This is a genomic window from Chryseobacterium indologenes, assembly GCF_018362995.1.
Classification (GTDB): domain Bacteria; phylum Bacteroidota; class Bacteroidia; order Flavobacteriales; family Weeksellaceae; genus Chryseobacterium; species Chryseobacterium indologenes_G.
In genome coordinates, this window is the sequence record NZ_CP074372.1 from 1,702,773 (window position 1) to 1,720,518 (window position 17,746).

Annotated in this window: 9 protein-coding genes; 1 reads left to right on the forward strand and 8 read right to left on the reverse strand. The window is 36.3% G+C overall.

Annotation, left to right across the window (positions count from 1 at the left end; all coding sequences use genetic code 11):
* Position 1 precedes the first annotated feature (1 nt).
* The 4 genes from DYR29_RS07730 to DYR29_RS07745 form a co-directional block, all read right to left on the reverse strand.
* Positions 2-4,207, reverse strand: a complete 4,206-nt coding sequence (locus DYR29_RS07730) for a hypothetical protein (RefSeq protein WP_213279994.1) — start codon at positions 4,205-4,207, stop codon at positions 2-4.
* A gap of 353 nt (positions 4,208-4,560) precedes the next feature.
* Complete coding sequence (locus DYR29_RS07735) at positions 4,561-4,929, reverse strand: hypothetical protein (protein ID WP_142718266.1); 369 nt, start codon at positions 4,927-4,929, stop codon at positions 4,561-4,563.
* Positions 4,930-4,994: 65 nt separating this feature from the next.
* Positions 4,995-5,162 carry a hypothetical protein gene (locus DYR29_RS07740; protein WP_156118455.1) on the reverse strand — a complete coding sequence of 56 codons (168 nt, stop codon included), beginning with the start codon at positions 5,160-5,162 and terminating at the stop codon, positions 4,995-4,997.
* Positions 5,163-5,535: 373 nt separating this feature from the next.
* Complete coding sequence (locus DYR29_RS07745; RefSeq protein ID WP_156118456.1) at positions 5,536-5,694, reverse strand: hypothetical protein; 159 nt, start codon at positions 5,692-5,694, stop codon at positions 5,536-5,538.
* A gap of 750 nt (positions 5,695-6,444) precedes the next feature.
* Between DYR29_RS07745 and DYR29_RS07750 the strand changes: the two genes are divergently transcribed.
* Positions 6,445-7,107 (forward strand): S24 family peptidase, encoded by a 663-nt coding sequence (locus tag DYR29_RS07750; RefSeq protein WP_213279995.1) that lies wholly within the window; start codon positions 6,445-6,447, stop codon positions 7,105-7,107.
* A gap of 71 nt (positions 7,108-7,178) precedes the next feature.
* Here the strand turns inward: DYR29_RS07750 and DYR29_RS07755 are convergent, their stop codons facing one another.
* The 4 genes from DYR29_RS07755 to DYR29_RS07770 form a co-directional block, all read right to left on the reverse strand.
* Positions 7,179-8,087, reverse strand: a complete 909-nt coding sequence (locus DYR29_RS07755; RefSeq protein ID WP_213279996.1) for a hypothetical protein — start codon at positions 8,085-8,087, stop codon at positions 7,179-7,181.
* 105 nt (positions 8,088-8,192) lie between these two features.
* Positions 8,193-11,804, reverse strand: a complete 3,612-nt coding sequence (locus DYR29_RS07760) for a PKD domain-containing protein (RefSeq protein WP_213279997.1) — start codon at positions 11,802-11,804, stop codon at positions 8,193-8,195.
* Between the two features lie 86 nt (positions 11,805-11,890).
* On the reverse strand, positions 11,891-14,887 hold the full coding sequence (locus tag DYR29_RS07765) for a PKD domain-containing protein (RefSeq protein ID WP_213279998.1): 2,997 nt from the start codon (positions 14,885-14,887) through the stop codon (positions 11,891-11,893).
* Positions 14,887-17,730 carry a hypothetical protein gene (locus DYR29_RS07770; RefSeq protein WP_213279999.1) on the reverse strand — a complete coding sequence of 948 codons (2,844 nt, stop codon included), beginning with the start codon at positions 17,728-17,730 and terminating at the stop codon, positions 14,887-14,889. Before DYR29_RS07770 ends, DYR29_RS07765 begins: the two co-directional genes overlap by 1 nt.
* Between the last annotated feature and the right edge of the window lie 16 nt (positions 17,731-17,746).

Here is a 17,746-nt window from a genome sequence, read left to right on the forward strand (position 1 = left end):
ATTAATCTATTTTTTTAACTACATGATTTCCCCAGATTTCTCTCGATAACATTTCTACTTTTTCAAGGGCATTTTCTCTTGTTTTCTGATCTCCTTCCAATTCCTTATGTTCTTCTAAAGCAGCCTTTAAAACATCCAAACTATTATTTAAAGAATATTCAAAAGAGTATTGAGCAGTTTCATTAATCTGTTTAAGAATTTCCCTTTTATGCTCTTTTATTATATCCTCATCTACCATTATCTGATTATTATCATTTTTAACTCCAAATTTAATAATATAATCGTTAATTTCAGTATTAATACTTTTCGCAATTAACCCCGTTGCTTCAGCAGTATGTTTATCCGATTTTACGATAATACCAGTTTCACTTTCCTTAATGATTTCAATTTCACTTTTTCCACTTTTAATAATATTATGTATCTTTTCGACAAATCCTTCAAAGTGATGTTTTCTGAATGATGCAACCAATCGACCTTTCGCCTTATCAAAAATCACCACTCTGTAACCTCCACTGTTTTGGGTTGTTTCTTCTATCGTTTTTAAGGCTTTTTCCTGTAGTTTTTCGTTATGGATACCCATATCACCACCAACTTTATGTGTCTTTTCATGAATCAGAATCGCTGGTAATTTATCTCCCGCTTTGTTAAATTTGCTAGTAATTGAAACTGCTCGCTTGGTGAATTTTTCTCCTAAATCTTCATAAGAAGGGTTCTTTGTTAATGTTTGTCCTACTTTCTTATACAAATTAACAATAGCATTTCTTAATTCTTTTTCTGGCACGTGGTGCGACTGTCTTGGTTTTCCATCTTTTGGTATATTGTGAAGCCCAACCACTAATCCATGGTCTCCTATGTTTTGTAAATCAGTTCCATCTGCCAGATCAATCAATCTATATTTTCTTCCAAATCTTGAAATACTTAAAGCTAAATTATCTAATTTCTTTTGAGACTCTTCAACTTTCTTAATTTTATCAGATTGACTATCTTTCATTTGCTCAGCATCATTTAATTCTTTTTCAGCATTTTGAGTTTCAGCTTTTAAATTACTAATATCATTCTGAACCTCTCCTCCTTTACCATTGAATTCTTCTGCGTCAGGATTAGCTTTAGCATATTTTGCTGCGCTGGCAAGTTTTTCAGATAATAATCTTTTCTCACTCGCCATGTAAATCTTTCTTTTTTCAAAAGTAAGTGTATGTTTTTCCCCATTCATTGTAAATGGTTCCGGAGTAATTTCAGAATCCATATTGTTGATATGTTTATCATCTACTTTCTCTTTTTTCTTACCGGATCCAAGTTTTCCAACTCCTAATTTGGCGAACAGTTTACTTCCTTTCTCCTTCACAAAAGTCCAGAACTTAGTAATAGCCTTCACAATACGCTCACGTATTTTGCGTATTACCCCCACAACTTTATCTGCTAATCCGCCAATTCCCAACAATGAAGCTAAGAAACCAATCAGTACAGGAACCGCTTTGCCTAATGCATTTTCTATAGCTTTGGCTACTGCCCCTACATTTCCGCTGGCAATTGCTTTTATACTATCAGTAAAGGCTTTTACCAGTTCCATGATTTGTGCTGCACGCTGAATGAAGAATTTTACGACATCTATAATCGCCATAGCAGCTTTAATAAAGGCTCCTACCGGAGTCATTAATCCCATGATCCATTTAATCCCTGCCTGGATTACCTGTGTCTGGATGATATCCATAATCGCATCCATAACGGTTTCTTTCAGATCGGCAAACTGATCTTTCAAGTGCTCCCAAAGTCCGGCAACACCTTCTTTACGAACAATTTGTACCATTTCAAAGCTTGTTTCAAGAACTTTCATTACAGGTTCTCCTACCACTTTAGAACCGATGGCTCTAATGCCGCTCCATGTTAAACCAAGCACCTGTGTTGTGATGGAGAAAATTCCTTTTAATGAGAATACATCTTCCGGCATCGTTATAGAAATACCTTTCATCGCTCCGGTTAACCAACCGAAGAAACCTGTTTTAAGGTGGGTCCAGATATTGTTCCCGAAATTGGTAAATCCTTGAGAAACTCCGGCAATAAGGTTTTTAAAGAAACCTATCGGATCTGTGATGATTGCCTGGATTGCATCTACAACACCAGCCAGTAAATTGGTAAGTGTGTTTTTAATTTCAATGATAAAGGCAAATACTCCGCTCAATGCTCCCAATGCTTTGTTGACCCATCCGCTGTTCTGCGATTTCAATGTTTCAATTCTGGCATCAATTTCAGCCACATTTTCGGCATATTTTTTAGCGAGCACATCAATTAATGCCTCTTTTTTGTTGTTTACACTTTCTTCCAGCGCGTTGAATTTACTTTGGATATCAGCAATTGCTTCTTTTCCTATCTTGCGTAAACTTGGTGATAAGCTGTTAACGTAGGTTTGTACATCTTTTTTGCCTTTGGCAATTTTACCTTTTGCAGCATTAAGCTGATTGGTAACATGGGTAGCAATATCATCAATATAGCGGTCCATAGTTTTAATATATACCTCTTTACCACTCTTGAAATAAGCATTGACCTCTTTAGGCAATCCGGTGACTTTGTCCCATATCCATAAACCTGCAGCCGCTAGAGCACCATAACTTTTAGCAGCATCACCATAACGTTTCAGTTTGTAGGCACGCATATTTTTATCAATATGATCTTCAAATGCTTTTTTGGCTGCTTTACTGCCTGTGTCAAATTTGGATGCTACCGTTTTATCCAAACTATTTAAAATGGTATCTACCTCATTCTTAGAGTTGAGATAAATGCTATTAATATGGTCAGCAATTTCTTTACGTTTTTGGCTGTCTTTGGTAGCCGTTTGCTTTTGCTCACCATGTGCATTGCCTAGTCCGCCTTTACGGGCACTGTGCATTCCGGTGATATGATGAACCGCCTGCGCCTGTGCCTGGTTCTTGGTTTTCGATAATTCTTTTTCTTCTGTGTTTCTAAACTTCTGTGTGGCGGCGGCACTTTGGGTTTGAGCTTTGTTCTTTTCTGTCAAAGCATTCTTAAACGAAGGTTCATTGGAATTGGCGAGCATATTATCAGTAACTCCATGAGCTTTCATTTCATTATCAATACCTGCTGTTTGTTCCTGTATCGGATTTTCCACACCTGCAGCGTCTCTTTTAGAAGGCATTGCTTTGGCTACATTTGGGGTACCCGGAGCTTTTCCTACCTCAGGTGTTGGCATTTTTGCAACAGAACGAACCGGCTGTGCAGCTGTATTAGGTTTTGCAGCCGTTGTGGTAGCAATATCATTTGAAGCGGCATTTTTTTCATTTTTAACATCACCCATTGCCCTCTGATTCACCTCCTGTATATTATTGTTTTTCTCAAACTCATCAGCTGCGGCTTCATCCTTCGGAAGTTGAATGTCTTCAATTTTGGCTTTCAATAAGGCTTTAAAATCTTCTTTACTGAATGTACCCGGTTTTTGTGCATCCATTGTATCTACCTGACTGGCCTGCGCCATACTTTCACGCTCATTGGCTGGTGATGGCGCGGCGGCCTGTGCATCTTCCGATGATTTTTTTGCAGGTTCGTGGCGTTTTTGCACCTGAGCCGTAGCACTGATTCGTCCGCTTAACTCTATAAATCCTGGATTGTCCGTAGCATTTGCAGAAGTTTTAGTTTCAGCATCAGCCTCTACCGCTTTCTCTTCAGTTACTGACTGAGGTTTTTCTACAGCAGCAACTTCCGGTTTCTTTGATACGGCTTTTGCTGCAACTTTCGTATCTGCTTTTGCTTCTGGACTGCTTTTGCTCTCTTGATATACTACAGCTTGTTCTTGTACTGTTTTGGGCAGATAAGTTCCCGATTTGATGTTATGATAATCTTGTATTTGATTGTTATTCAAAGTGGCTATATAGCCTTTTTCAATATTCTTGGTGTCCGGATGATTGATATCGCCGGTTTTTGATAGACTTTCCTGGAGTTTTCCATATTTTTTTTCTGATCCCTGTCCATAAATATCTCGTGAATCATGAACACCCGCAATAGTACCATTGAGACTAAGCAAGTTATCATTGTGGCTTGATGATCCATTTTTAACGGATGATTCTCCAGATTTCTGTGTTTGTACATTAGCCGTTGCTACCTCAGACAGAGGTACAACCTGAGCTTCCAACCTTTGCTTCTGACTCTGGTTTTTATGGCCTTTATTGTCTATTTCTACAGGTTTTGCTGCTTTCATTGACTTAGTTTTTTTAATTTCATATTGTTTTAAAAGACCTATAAAGCACAACCAAACTGTTATGCTTTATAGGGTGCCTGCCGGGTTAGAAAAATCGTACCGTGTGTGATAGATTCTTTAAGAATGTAAGTAAATAGAAATGGTATTTGACTTTGAGAAACAGGCAACACTGAACCATTTCCTTGTTTGTTCTCTGGTTTTTTAATTTTCTGGTTTTTTAAGTTTTTACAATCACTCTTTTGGAGTGATCAATTCTGTAATGGCAGTAAAAAGTTTTTTACTATCTTTTCTATTGTAATGATTTAAGTATACCTACAAGTCATTTGATAGATCTTCACACCATTGATTTTCTCTTAATTCATATCACCTTTCTTTTCTTCTTCGTCAGACTGTCTGTCTGTCTTCACTCCATATCGGTTTTCAATAAAAAGATTCACTGCTTTATCAATCCAGTTAGGGAGATTTGTAGTAATCATTTTCAGGAATTTATCATAACCGTAGCCAAGCACAAATAATATCCCTGTTGAATACCATTTGTCATGCAACTCAGCTCTGTTCATTAAATAGCTCATTGTAAAACCTACTATTACCACTATCACCAATGTGATAAAGTGCTCCCAAGGCTGTTTTTTCTCTTTATTTTGTATGGAGACTAGTACCCTTAATAATCCTCCTGAAAATGCTATTGCAGTTCCGATCAAAAGGGCTTTTATACTATCCAAAGTCATTATTTTCTATATAATTATTTATTAAAATTTTAATTTTTCAACAACTTTCAGATGTTCACTCATTCCTGTGAAAGGATGTACATGTCATCTAAAAATTTTCTGATTTTCCGGATATTTTCACTCTCATCCGCATAAGCTAACTCATCAATAATATCACTGATATCTCTGCCTGGCTTTTTCAGTTTTTCTTTATCTTTTTTCTTTTTTTTCTTTTCTTTCTTTTTCATGGCTTCTAGAATTTTTTAAAATGATTTTTTAGTTTTTTTAATTGATTTCTCTTCCAATACACTAAGGTCAAACGGTTCCTTTTTACAATTCATGTTTCATTTAAAACAACAGAACTAATAAGCAAAAACCGTTTTTCACCTTAATATTTTACCTATAATTTAAATTTGAGAAAGATATCAGAGCAGCCTTTTAATCTGATGCATGGCTGTTGAGGATTTAGCAATAACCTGGAATCCTTTTTATCTTTTTAGAATGAATAATTTCAAGAAATGAATTATGAATACACACTATCTACAAACATTATCTTACTGATATTCACATTACAACATTATATTAATATGGTAAGGACTGAGCTTCTTCCGTGATCATGCGTTATGGCTGAAGAATGATGTTATATATTGTTCTTTCAGACAAAAACAACATTTCCATCAGCTCATTAACAATCACTTTCATTTGTTTATCCTGATTACGTCTTACATAATCAATGACAAAATCTTTTCTTTTTTCGACTAATTCTTTGCTACGTTTCATATTCTATGGTTAAAGTTTTTTGGTTTAAAAGTTTTTTTGAATCAGACAGGCTTCCTTCTCTTACCTGTTGATCGTTTCATAAAGTCATAAGAATCCCTAAAGACGAACATTCCGCCTTTTAAAAAGATCTCTAATTCAATTAATTTTGTTTTTCAGAAGCCGGTACCGGGTATTTATCTTACCCTGACTTCTTTATTTTAAATTTCATTTGTTACTCAGGATGTAATAGCAACTTTATTGACAACTATAATTAATCGATATTTTATATGTTGAACAGTAATGTTCTTCTACATTTTGGGTTTGTTTTTATTTTCAGGAAAAACAAAGAGTAAAATGATTGCTTTATTCAGGTATCAATCAAGAATAAACGCATTTTTATCAGTAAAAGAACAACAAACAAACGAACAAAAATCAAATAAAGCAATATATAAAAACGCACTTTTTACATTTTATAGATTCTTTAAAATTTTCCTCATTCTAATTATTGCCGAATAAAATAAAAGAGGAAAATATTCACATTTTAAATCCATTACGTACAAAATATTTTTTTAACTTTTTTAATTACAGATAATTACATGTAAAAAATGTCATTTTTAAATATTAAAAAAATATTAAATTCTAAATATAATTTTGTACATTTGTATTGTTCTATCATAATGACGAAACAAATATACGAACATTGTTCGTTTTTCAAAATAAAAACGAACATTTTGTTCATTTTTTTTTACAAATAACTATAAACATATCAAAATGAACTATTTAGAATTCAAGGAAATCAGAAAGAAACTAAACATGAAGCAGGCTGATATAGCAAAATCTATAGGAGTGGGCACCAGGGCCGTGCAGTATTGGGAAAAAGGCGAACGAAAAATACCGGAAACAACGGCTTACTTCGTCACCAATTTACTGTTAAAGCAACAGGAAATCAATGATGACAGCGCATCTCCGGTTGTTTTTTCAGACTTAAAGATCATGCACGTTCCATTGGCAAATCAATATGCACAAGCCGGTTATCTGAGTAATTTTGCTGATGAAGAATATATAGAAAGCTTACCTACTATTCCTTTTACGGACGATGTAGAGCACAGAGGTGAATACATGTGTTTTGAAGTGAAAGGAGACAGTATGGATAACGGATCGTATGAAAGTTATCTGGAAGGTGACATTATCCTATGCAGAAACATCAGACAGGATTACTGGATGAGTAAGCTGCACTATGATAAGTGGGATTTTGTAATTGTTCACAAAGAGAAAGGAATTTTAGTAAAACGAATCGTAAACCACGATGTTGAGAAAGGCATTATCACCCTTCATTCCCTGAATGAATATTATGAAGATTTCGAGATTCATCTGAAGGATGTTGCAAAACTTTTCAATATTATAAGTACCAGACGTAAAAACAACAGAAGATAATTGCCTGAGTGAATAAAATCCTCAATTTCTTGAGGATTTTATCGGGGCATTTCAGATCATCATAAGATATTCTAACAGCTCACTTTGTCTTCAATACTTATTATTTTTGCATTTTCAGGATCTACCCGATAAATGACACTTGGGTTAAGATCTGAACTTAGGAATCTTATCCATCTGATCCCACTTCTTTTAAAGCTTTCGGGTGCATTTGGTTCAAATTCTTTTATATTTGTTGGTGTTGCAAGCATACCATTAGTCAAATAAATCAAAGTTCCTATATCTGCTGAAGAAGGTTTCAAAATTACTTTCGTCTTCCAGGCAGGGTCTGTCCCATTACAAAGAGGACCTGGGTTCAGGTCATCTATACCAGACAAGCAATAGGCTTCTACTGCACCACTCCATTCTTTAGAATCAAACTGAACAACATCTGACCACTCAGAAATTCCATCCGGCTTACAATACTTTCTTATTCTTATATATAGCTTAGTATTATCAGGAATTTTCCCATTTTTCATATCAATATTTTCAAATTGGGTATACGCAGTATCACTGAAGCCCACCTTTGTATAAATAATGTCTGTAAAATCAGGATCTCTTGCGATCTGATATTCCAAGGTTGCAAGATTGGAGGTATCATCCACCCAGTAGTTCATTACAATCTGGCCGTCATCCAGCACTTTTATATCATAAATCTTAGGAACATAACAAGTAGAAGATGTGTTACATCTCCCAACGTTCAAGAAAAATTCTCTCTTAGTAACAATTCCACCTACAGCCAGTTTCACTTCCAATTCGTATGTGCCTGGAGTTTGAATATCATTTTGAATATCATTAAGCTTTATTGCATTACCTGTTGTAACCAATTGCTTTATATCATGGGTAGGTCCCGGCGGATTTAAATAAGTCACAGTCGCCTCTGTTAGTGGCAATGAAGATTCATATCCTATTTTGAATGAAACATCACATTTTGCTGCTGCCATTATATTATGTTTTTATTGTTAATATTATATTTTATTCAATATCTAAGGGGTGTTGAAATCATTCTAAAGAAAAAAACACCCCATGATATCAGATTAGGTTTAATCTCAATACACCGTTACAGTTGTTGTATCAATACTAAATGCATCACTATTAGCATCCTTAACCAGAAGCTGGAATTTATAGTTACCAGCAATTAAATCTTCAACTATCAGCTCTCCGTTAGCCGGGTCACTAATAAGCCTCACATTCGGACCTTCCAGTTTGCTCCAGAAGTAGAGAAGTACCGGTGCTCCATCACCTGATCCCTTTAATCCAAATCTCCCCAGTTCTAAAGAAAACCTCAGATCTTTCGCTCCGGCATCAGCTTTAATAATTGGCAGAGTGGCAGGACAGCAGTTTACACTATCTGATAAGTCTATCTTTTTGATCGCAACGTACCAATCTCTTATCGTAATGGTTTGAGTACACTCTCCGTTACTCACCTTTACATTGATCACCGGGATATTTTTTGGATCTACATTCATCAATGTATAACTCATATTTCCATTAGCATCCGGCTGAGAAAGCGGGTTACCATCTACACTGTAAGTATAGCTTGTAAAGCCTGGTCCTGAAACGACAAAGTTTACTTTTGTTTCATTTGAATTACCAGCCGGATAATCAACAGATTTAACAGATATCCCAATGTTTGGTGTCGTAATAACCCTAATACTGCAGTTGGTTTGTTTTCCGTTTACAGTGAAGGTAATTAACTGACCATGTAACGCAGGATTCAACAGATTCGGATTGAAGGAATATCCTCCGGAACCGGATATAACACTGGATTCAGCACCAGCACTAGCTGCTACAACTCCATTGCTGGGTACTACGTTAAAAGATACAGGCCCGGATTCAGAACAAATAGAACTCACAGGCAGACTTAATTGAACCGGAGCATCATACCAGTCTCTTATAGTCGTGTATTGAGAGCATCCTCCTCCAGTTACCTTCACTCCTATCACCGGAATATTTTTCGGATCCAGGTTAGAATATTTATAGCTTATCTTACCATTTATAGGTTTTGGCGGAGTAAACTGTCCGGTCCCCAGGAAGTCCCATTCGTACATATATTCTGTAAAATATGGTCCGGAAACGTCAATATTTATTGTTGTTTCTGTTGAACTGTTAGCTGGATAATCAACAGTATAATTAATACTAACTTTAGGAGGTGGAATAACCTTAATACGGCAGTTCGTTGGTTTATCGTTTACAGTAAAAGTAATATATTGACCATACAAAGCAGAATTCACTGCATTTGGATTGAAGGAATAACTACCATTGCCGGACACAACACTGGCTTCAGCACCAGCACTTGCTTTCACAATCCCATTCGTAGGGAAAAGGTCAATAAAAGGTATAGAATCAGATACAGAACAAATAATATCTGTTGCTAAACTTAACCGAACCGGAGCATCGTACCAGTCTCTTATTATAACGTCCTGAATACAGCCGCTGCCATCCACTTTTACTCTTATTACCGGAATATTTTTCAGATCCAGATTGAGGTACTTATAGCTCACAAATCCATGCACATCCGGTTTTATAGGAACCCAGACATCGTTACCAAGGAAATCCCAGCTGTAATCATAATCTGCAAAATTTGTCCCGGAAACTTTAACGTTTACTATTGTTGCTGTTGAATCTCCTCCAGGATAAATAACAGGCTCAACGACTTCTATTTTTACATCCGGTTCTGAAATCACCTTAATGCTGCAATCTGTAGCTTTCCCATTCACAGTAAATGTAATTTCCTGGCCATAGAACTGTTCTTCCACAGCCTTCGGATCGAAGACATATTGCCCATTGATGATTTTCACGCCATTACCAACACTTGCTTTGATCACTCCATTCATAGGGGATACTGTAAAAGGTATTGGGCTGGATTCAGCACAGATAACAGAAGTTGGCAAACTTAATTTGATGATCGCTTTTGGAGTACAACAGATGTATGGAAGCGAAAAGTCTGCAATAACTTTTGGATTTCTTATGGAATCATACACCATAATAAAAGTACCTTTTCTTTCAACGCCTCGTTTATGCTCTAATCCGGAGTTCTTTTCTACGTATTCATTGAAATAAGCTTTTGTCAGGTCTTTATTTCCTTTCAATTCTTCTAAAGACAAGAGCATAATATCAAATCCCAGCTGCTGCTTATCCTTGATTTCCTTTATCTGTTCAAAAGCAACCTGATAATCCATTCCCTGATGACCTTCAATATTATAAAACGAATAGTTATCTATATTGAGATTTAAAGGACTTACTTGTTCGGAGTTTCCTATTAATACCCAATCAGTATCAAATGTCAGATTATTGCCGGATGACCGATTGCTTGTCTTATCAAAATTCCATGTTTTTAAAAACTCTTCTGTAACATGATAGTAAAAAGGAACTGCCTTATTGCCCAGAGGATTTAATTTTTGCGAAGGGGTAATTTTAACCCGTTCTTTATTTTTGATAATAGTATCAGGATCAAAACTTCCCACCTGTTGATTAAAACGCTTGATTAAGGTTTTAACTTTTTGAGTTGCTTTTTCATCATCTAAAGCAGGAGAATTATAAAACTGGTGTCTTGAGGAATCCAATTGGATATCCGATATTAACTTTCCAAGCATGATATGTTTAGGAAAGGATGCAAAATCCGGGAAACATTTAGTAAATGCTTTAGGAAGTAATTCTACAATTTCAGAATAGGTATCCATCAAATCCTTTATCACATCATAAGTATACTGAAAACCTTTTTCCTGATTAATAACTCTGTCTATTAATGCTTTGAACACGTCATAGCTGGCACTTGAAACGCCTAGAATTTTGGCGATTGCTGCTGTTTTTTCAAAAACACTCTTCCCATAATCAGCTTTCTCTACCGCCTTGATATATGCATTTTTTAAATCAGAGACATTCAGCCTATTTTCTGAAACAAAACGCTCTAAAATAATCCGGTTTTGTTTTACAGGCTCCATGATATCCTCTATAAACAAAGGATGAGGCTGAAGACGGTCTTTTCTTTTGGGCTTAACCTCACCCGTTACAGGATCGGGCAGAGAAAAACCATCTTCCCCAAGAATATGAGTGATGCCACTCGCTGTAGTAACCAATACTTTAAGATTTCTAATCTGCTGTATTCCATGGTTATCACAGTCAACGCCTCTACAAGGTTTAACCTCTTTTTCATAATCTTCCAAATACAGCAGTAAGTATTTGTCTTCTAAATTTGTAAGATTATTAACAGGCTGAAAATCAGACTTTGCTTCGTGAGCTGTTGCCAGTTCCCATAGTTCAATCTGCTCACTACCTTCGTAAAATGCCGGATATTTTATCTTAAAATTATCATATGCTTTAAAATGGGTAAAGTTTTTATTTTCCAGATCAACCGTCTTCAGATCGCTCATGTACAAGTCTTCACTCGTCTTGCTGGTATTACTCAGTGTCAGTAAATCTCCGTCGGTTGTAATGGCGGCTCCCTGGGAAAGCTCTATGCTATCTAAAAGTCTGTTTTTATAAATAAGTTTTGGTTTGAGGCCACATACAACACCTACCCCCTGCAGCAATACTCTGGACAAACGGTCCTGATCTTCGAAGGAGTCCAAAAATTCATTGAACTGATCAGGATCCTCCAGATACTGCCCTTTACTGAACTTTCGATATTGAACTGTTATATTACTTAATTGATTATTCATTATTGTTCATTTTTAATGATTTATTAAGGTCTTTTTAATAAACTTCATAGACAATTCAAACTGTCTATGAAGTTATTATCTGACTATTATTTTGTCACTCCTGTACAAGGGTTTATTTTTAGGAAATTCCCGTTTGGATATCCTTTATAAATAGGAACTGTAGCATTTGCTAAGTAGATTTCCGTATAAGCAACATCCTGGTGGCAACCAGTAGGTGGTCTGTTATTAACAGGTAAAGCACATTCAAGAGAAAACTCTACAAAACCATCCCATGATTGTGATGCCATTTGCTTAGCTTCGGCCTGAGTAATGATAATTTCATTATATCTGCTCAGCGCAGGAGTACCTGGTTTATGGTTACCTCTATCCTGATTACCTCCTGTATTACTTAAATGGATATTTCCAATAAAGCCAGGGTATGGATTGACCCCTCCTATTACAATATTATTTCCTTTTAAGTTGAAGGTGGCATCATTACAAACGTGACCCTGGTCTACATCGTCTCTGTACTGAATAACGACTCTCATACCACTTAAACATGAAATCGTAGACTGACCTTTTAATTTTAGCGGAGCTAATCTGTACACATTACTGCACCCATTAGCATTAGTTACCGTAAGTGTTGGATTAAAGGTTTTTTCCTGTCCTGCAACAAGCTTATACACATGAAGTTTTTTGTTAGCAGGTGCCTCGTTATGTACGATTGGAGTATTATCATCAAAATTCCAGGTAAATGTAAGACCTGTAAAATCACCGGTAACATTAAATTCAACCGTAGCATCCGGATTGTTTGCATTTTCGTCCATCGTAGGAGCATCATAGCTCACAGTACCTGTAGTAACAGATACGTTTGGCTGTGCATACACAATCATCTGTGCTTCCACCGGATCATCATTCACAGTAAACGTAATAGTTTGTCCAAAATAAGCTGCGTTAACCAATGCAGGATCGAAGAAGCTTTGACCTCCGGATTGTGTAACGGCAGGAATCTGAGCACCATTCACAAATGCTTTTACCTGTCCGTCTAACGGAACAATGGTCATGGCAATCGGAGCATCTTTCTGGCATAATTTGTTTTTCGGTAGCGACAAGAATGCAGGGTCCTTTTTAGAACAGCAAAGGTATGGCAATGAAAAGTCTGCAAGAACCTGGTTTTCAGTTTCCGAATTATAAATCAAAGCAAAAGTTCCACCCGGTTCTACGCCGGCTACGTGCTCCAAGCCCGATTTTCTTTCTAAAAATTCGCTCAAAAGCTCACTTACAACATCATCTTTTTTAGGATCTTGTTTTACAACGGTAATTCCTTCGGATGATCCTTCTTTTGAGAATTCAGCCTGATTCAGCAATCTTAACTGTTCATCCAGCTTAGAGATGTTCAGCAAGGTATTCTGTGAATTGAATGCCCTGTTGCTGACATCATTGGAAATGGATGTCAACTGCTTTCTCAATTCTTCTATGGATACTGTTTTTTCTCTGACTGGCGGCTCACCACCGGGTTTTTCACCTTTATTCAGGACCAGTGCAATGACATCAAAAGCTAATCCGTATTGTGTTTTAAGATCATTGATGTTTTGCAATGCTGTTTTATAAGGCATTCCCAGGTGACCTTCAATTCTATAGAAGTCATTATTGTCAATGTTATAATTCAGTGGATTCTGAATAAAGTCTTCTCCTGCCAAATTAGCTGTATGATAGCTTAGATTGTAAGCTGATCTATCGGTTTTTGTTTTTTCAAAGTTCCATTGCGCCAATAAGGATTTATCTACATTATAGTAGTATGGTATTGCTTTATTACCTAATCTTACATTCAGATTTGAAGGGGTAATTTTAATACGTCCGATATAGGATTGAAATCCATTGACTTTCTGCACAAAACGGTTGGCAAGCATCACCACTCTTTCATAATTCTCGTCATCACTGGTAGTAACCGGTGAATTATAAAAACCGTGTCGTAAAGGAGTATAACCTCCTAATTCCTGCTTTGCTCCAACATTTCCCAACATAAGGTGTTTAGGGAATGAAGCAATATCCGGACAGCATTCAGCATTCAGATGCAGAATCAAACCTTTTATTTCATTATAGGTATCAATCAGATCCTTTAGTAAATCATATCGGTACTGATAATCTTCCAAGCCCGGAGAAGTTCCTGACAGTAAAGGATTCAATTTGTCAAAGAGCGTCTGTCCTCCCAGATTCATGTTTACATTAAAAGTTCCTGCAATGGAAGTAAATCCGTCACTTAATTCTGCAACAGTACTGATGGCACCCTGAAATTTTGTTTTTAGCTGTGGTACTGTTTTTACAAGTGTATCCAGAATAACTCTTTTGGCTTCTATGTTCGGTAAGCTGTCAAAAAGCTTTTCATAAAAATTATGTTGCTTATAAATTGTATCTTTTGCATCACCTTTCTCAATAAGCTCTGAAACAGATGCTGTATCTGCAAGAAGCACTTTAAGATTAGAAATCTGCTCAGATCCGTTATTGTCACAATCAGCATCCTGACATGGATTCTCATCGTTGGAATAACTTTCTAAATACAGAATTACAACTTTATCGCTCAATGAACTGCGAATGTCTATTACCGGCTTAAAATCTCCGGCATTAGCACCTCCGTTTACCAGCTTTAGATACTCTTGCGTTGTAAATAATTCCAAAAGAGGAATTTGCTGCCCTCCGATAAGAAAATGTTCATATCCTACGACATCAATATAATTTCTGTAGTATCTGTAATTTTTAGCCTTGAAGTCAATGGTAGCTTCTGAATTTTTGCTTCCCGCCTGGCGCAGTGTTATTAAGTCTCCATCGGTAGTAACACCGGCTCCTTGTGTAATTGCAATCGTATCAAAGGGAATCTCAAGATCTCTATCTCCAGATGTTTTTTCTGCTAAAGCAGGTGAGATTTCAAGCTCCACATATTCTGATTGAAAACCACACACAATTCCTACACCGCTCAGACGGGTTCTTGATAGTCTGTCCTGATCTTCAAAATAATCTATAAATTCGTTTAATTGCCCTTCTGTTAACGCCTGATTGTCGTTGAACTTTCTATATTGGGTTGTTACATTGTCTAATTTAGTATTCATTATTTTTCAATTTTTTTTGATAAGTTGGATTGTCCTAATATGATTTTTCCGTCCAGAATGTCACTATCACTGGCATCGCAGTCTAAAAGCCTTCCCGGTCGATAGATATTGTTCAAATGACTAAGAGCGGTCAATAAATCCGTAATGCTGTTTCCGAGATTCAGGATATTGTTTCTTGACTTATCTGAAAGATATTTTTTAAATGCTGTTTCAAATTCAGCCAGATCGTTCTGAGCGGTTTGTTTTTCACTCAAACGGTCTCCCACCCAGCAGATTTTGGCTAAAACATGAGCCGGAATTTCCTGTCTGATCACGGTTTCTGCATAACGTCTGAAATCAGGATCCTGAAAACGATACGCAAACCCGGGAAGAACAACACTTACCCTGTAAGAATAAGGATCAAACACATCTGTTTCACACCCTTCTTCACAGGAAGACATAAAGGCTTCCGAATATTCTATCGGATCTGTTGTAGGATTTTCTTCTTCCAGGTCATACATAATTCTGAAAGTACCTCCAACAGACATACAGCCAATACCTCCCATAAGTTTATAATCCTTAGTAGTTGGTTTTAATAATAAATGCTCAACAAGGAAAATACCTTCTTCTGTAAATTCGTATTTGAAATAACTGATCGTCTCTTCAATTCCTTTTTTCAGGTCTTTCAATTCTGGGTAAGGATTGGTTTTTTTGTGAACAGCAATGACATTTTTCTGGTCATCCAGAATTTCAAAATAATAGTTGCCTCCTAATGAAACGCGGATTTTAATATTTCCAATTAAACAGTAATCCTTTTCACAATTTTTCAGTTTTTCTAATGTTTCTTCCGGCTTGCTCTCATCCAGTTTGGCTAATGCATTTTCAAGATCTTCCTGATCAATCTGAATGGTTTGATAAATGGCTTCATTCAGGTTTTTGATTGCAATATGCTCAGTCGTATAACTGTTTACAGAGGATAAGACAATATTATTACCGGTATCTTTTATTTTCCAGGTATATGTTTTTTTACCTGCATTGTCTATTGTTTCAATGATGGATACCGGTGATTGGGATAAGTTTCTCTGGGTATAATCTTTAATTCCCAGCAAACGGGCAATTCTTTTCTGAACACCGGAAATATTACTGGTATTCCACAGATCAGAATCTCCGATCAGTGTATAATTATAGCCTAATCCCCTATCTTTACTTAATGATGAATACTCTTTTAAGAAGTTTTCTTTGTTCCTTAAAACAATTTCATCGGTAGATTTTCCATACAGTGATTTCATTAAGAAAGTATAGTCACTGAATGTTTCAGCAAAACGGGAGATCAGATGGTCCAGCACTTCATTTCGGCGCTCCACACTGTTATCCAGTTCTTTATACAATGAATCTGTAAGCTGATCATCATTTTCTGTATCATAGTCAGAAACCAGTTCATCAAAACCTTTAATATTTTTAAGAGTCTGTGTAAAAAACGTTCTTTTTAACTTACCATTGATGCTCAATACTTCTTTTATTTTTTCAAGATGTTTGAAATATCCGGCAAGAATCTGATCAAAAAACAGCAAATACCCTTTCATTTGTTTGGCCAAAGCTTCTCTTTCCGGGGATTGATTTCCTATAATTCCTGATTCTCCTACTCCATAGGTATCCGGGAATTCATTCAGAATAGTAGCATAGTTCGCAATATCATATGAAGTTCCCTGAGGTAATGCCAATTCTTTATTTTGTCTTGCATCATCTCTAAGCACTTCTTCTTCTCTTTTAAGAGTTTCCAGGTAATCCTGAACTTTTTTATCATTGATATTTAACGGAAGAGATCCTTTACTGTAACTGAATGAACTCAGCTCGCACAGTTCCGGTTTTCTGCCCTTTTCAATACAGATCAGCCAATCGTTATTTTGTTTGATGATGTTATCACAACCTGCAATAGAAACGTCGTGAATTTCTTTTACCCCTTCAATCTTCATGATCTCACTGATGATATCGGAAAGACGAACTTCTGTTCTTAACTGGCTGTTTTTAAGCTCTTCGGTATCAATAAATCCGTTATCCAAAAGAGGTCCTTCAAAGATCTGATCTGTCGTAAGACCTTTATCAAGCATCTGTTTCAATGAATAAAAATGAACGTCCGGAGACAGATAATTATTGATGGCTCTGATTACTTTAGCGTGTACCAGTTCTTCATCTGCTTTGCTGACAAGTCCAATGCGGGCACATACGGCCACTTTCTGGATTTCAACTTCTTTAATTTCTGCCAGATCTTCACACAGGCTTCTGTTAGCATGGTAACTGTCTAATATTTTGATATTAACATTAGATTTTTCGCATCCGATTCCATCTGTATCAATATCTTCATCATAATCTACATAAAGGTCATATATTCCTTTTACATTAAAGCTTTGTGTTTTGTCTCCGATAGGTTTAAAGTCTAAATCCCCGGTTTTACAATCAACGTATAATTTTTCATTTTTAGGAACTAACCAGCAGTTACGGATCGGTCTTTTAAGACTTCCTGCCATGTTAATATCTATGAACAGCTTCCTGTAGTCCAGTTCGTTTAAAGGTCTTGACGGTAAAATTTCTGCAGCGTTTAAAAACTGAGTATGAATGTCTGTTTTTACATCATCAGATGCTAAGATATCCTCCATGTTCAGGTTCATCCTCATCCCAAGGTCCGTGATGGCATAGCTTAGAACTTCCAAAGTGGTGATCCCAGGATCATGAGAATTATAATCGGTCCAGAGTTTTCCTCCTAACTTTTCTATGTATTCAATCCCTGTTTTGCGTAGAAAATGAAAATCTGTCTGATCTCCGGTTTCTATATTTTTTGATATACTAATATGTTTATTTTCTGACATGATTATGTTTCTTCTT

What these genes read in the sequence shown, in the direction of transcription:
- DYR29_RS07730 (WP_213279994.1), bottom strand. Translation starts at nt 4,207, where the DNA reads ATGAAAGCAGCAAAACCTGTAGAAATAGACAATAAAGGCCATAAAAAC.
- DYR29_RS07740 (WP_156118455.1), bottom strand. Translation starts at nt 5,162, where the DNA reads ATGAAAAAGAAAGAAAAGAAAAAAAAGAAAAAAGATAAAGAAAAACTG.
- DYR29_RS07745 (WP_156118456.1), bottom strand. Translation starts at nt 5,694, where the DNA reads ATGAAACGTAGCAAAGAATTAGTCGAAAAAAGAAAAGATTTTGTCATT.
- DYR29_RS07750 (WP_213279995.1), top strand. Translation starts at nt 6,445, where the DNA reads ATGAACTATTTAGAATTCAAGGAAATCAGAAAGAAACTAAACATGAAG.
- DYR29_RS07755 (WP_213279996.1), bottom strand. Translation starts at nt 8,087, where the DNA reads ATGGCAGCAGCAAAATGTGATGTTTCATTCAAAATAGGATATGAATCT.
- DYR29_RS07760 (WP_213279997.1), bottom strand. Translation starts at nt 11,804, where the DNA reads ATGAATAATCAATTAAGTAATATAACAGTTCAATATCGAAAGTTCAGT.
- DYR29_RS07765 (WP_213279998.1), bottom strand. Translation starts at nt 14,887, where the DNA reads ATGAATACTAAATTAGACAATGTAACAACCCAATATAGAAAGTTCAAC.
- DYR29_RS07770 (WP_213279999.1), bottom strand. Translation starts at nt 17,730, where the DNA reads ATGTCAGAAAATAAACATATTAGTATATCAAAAAATATAGAAACCGGA.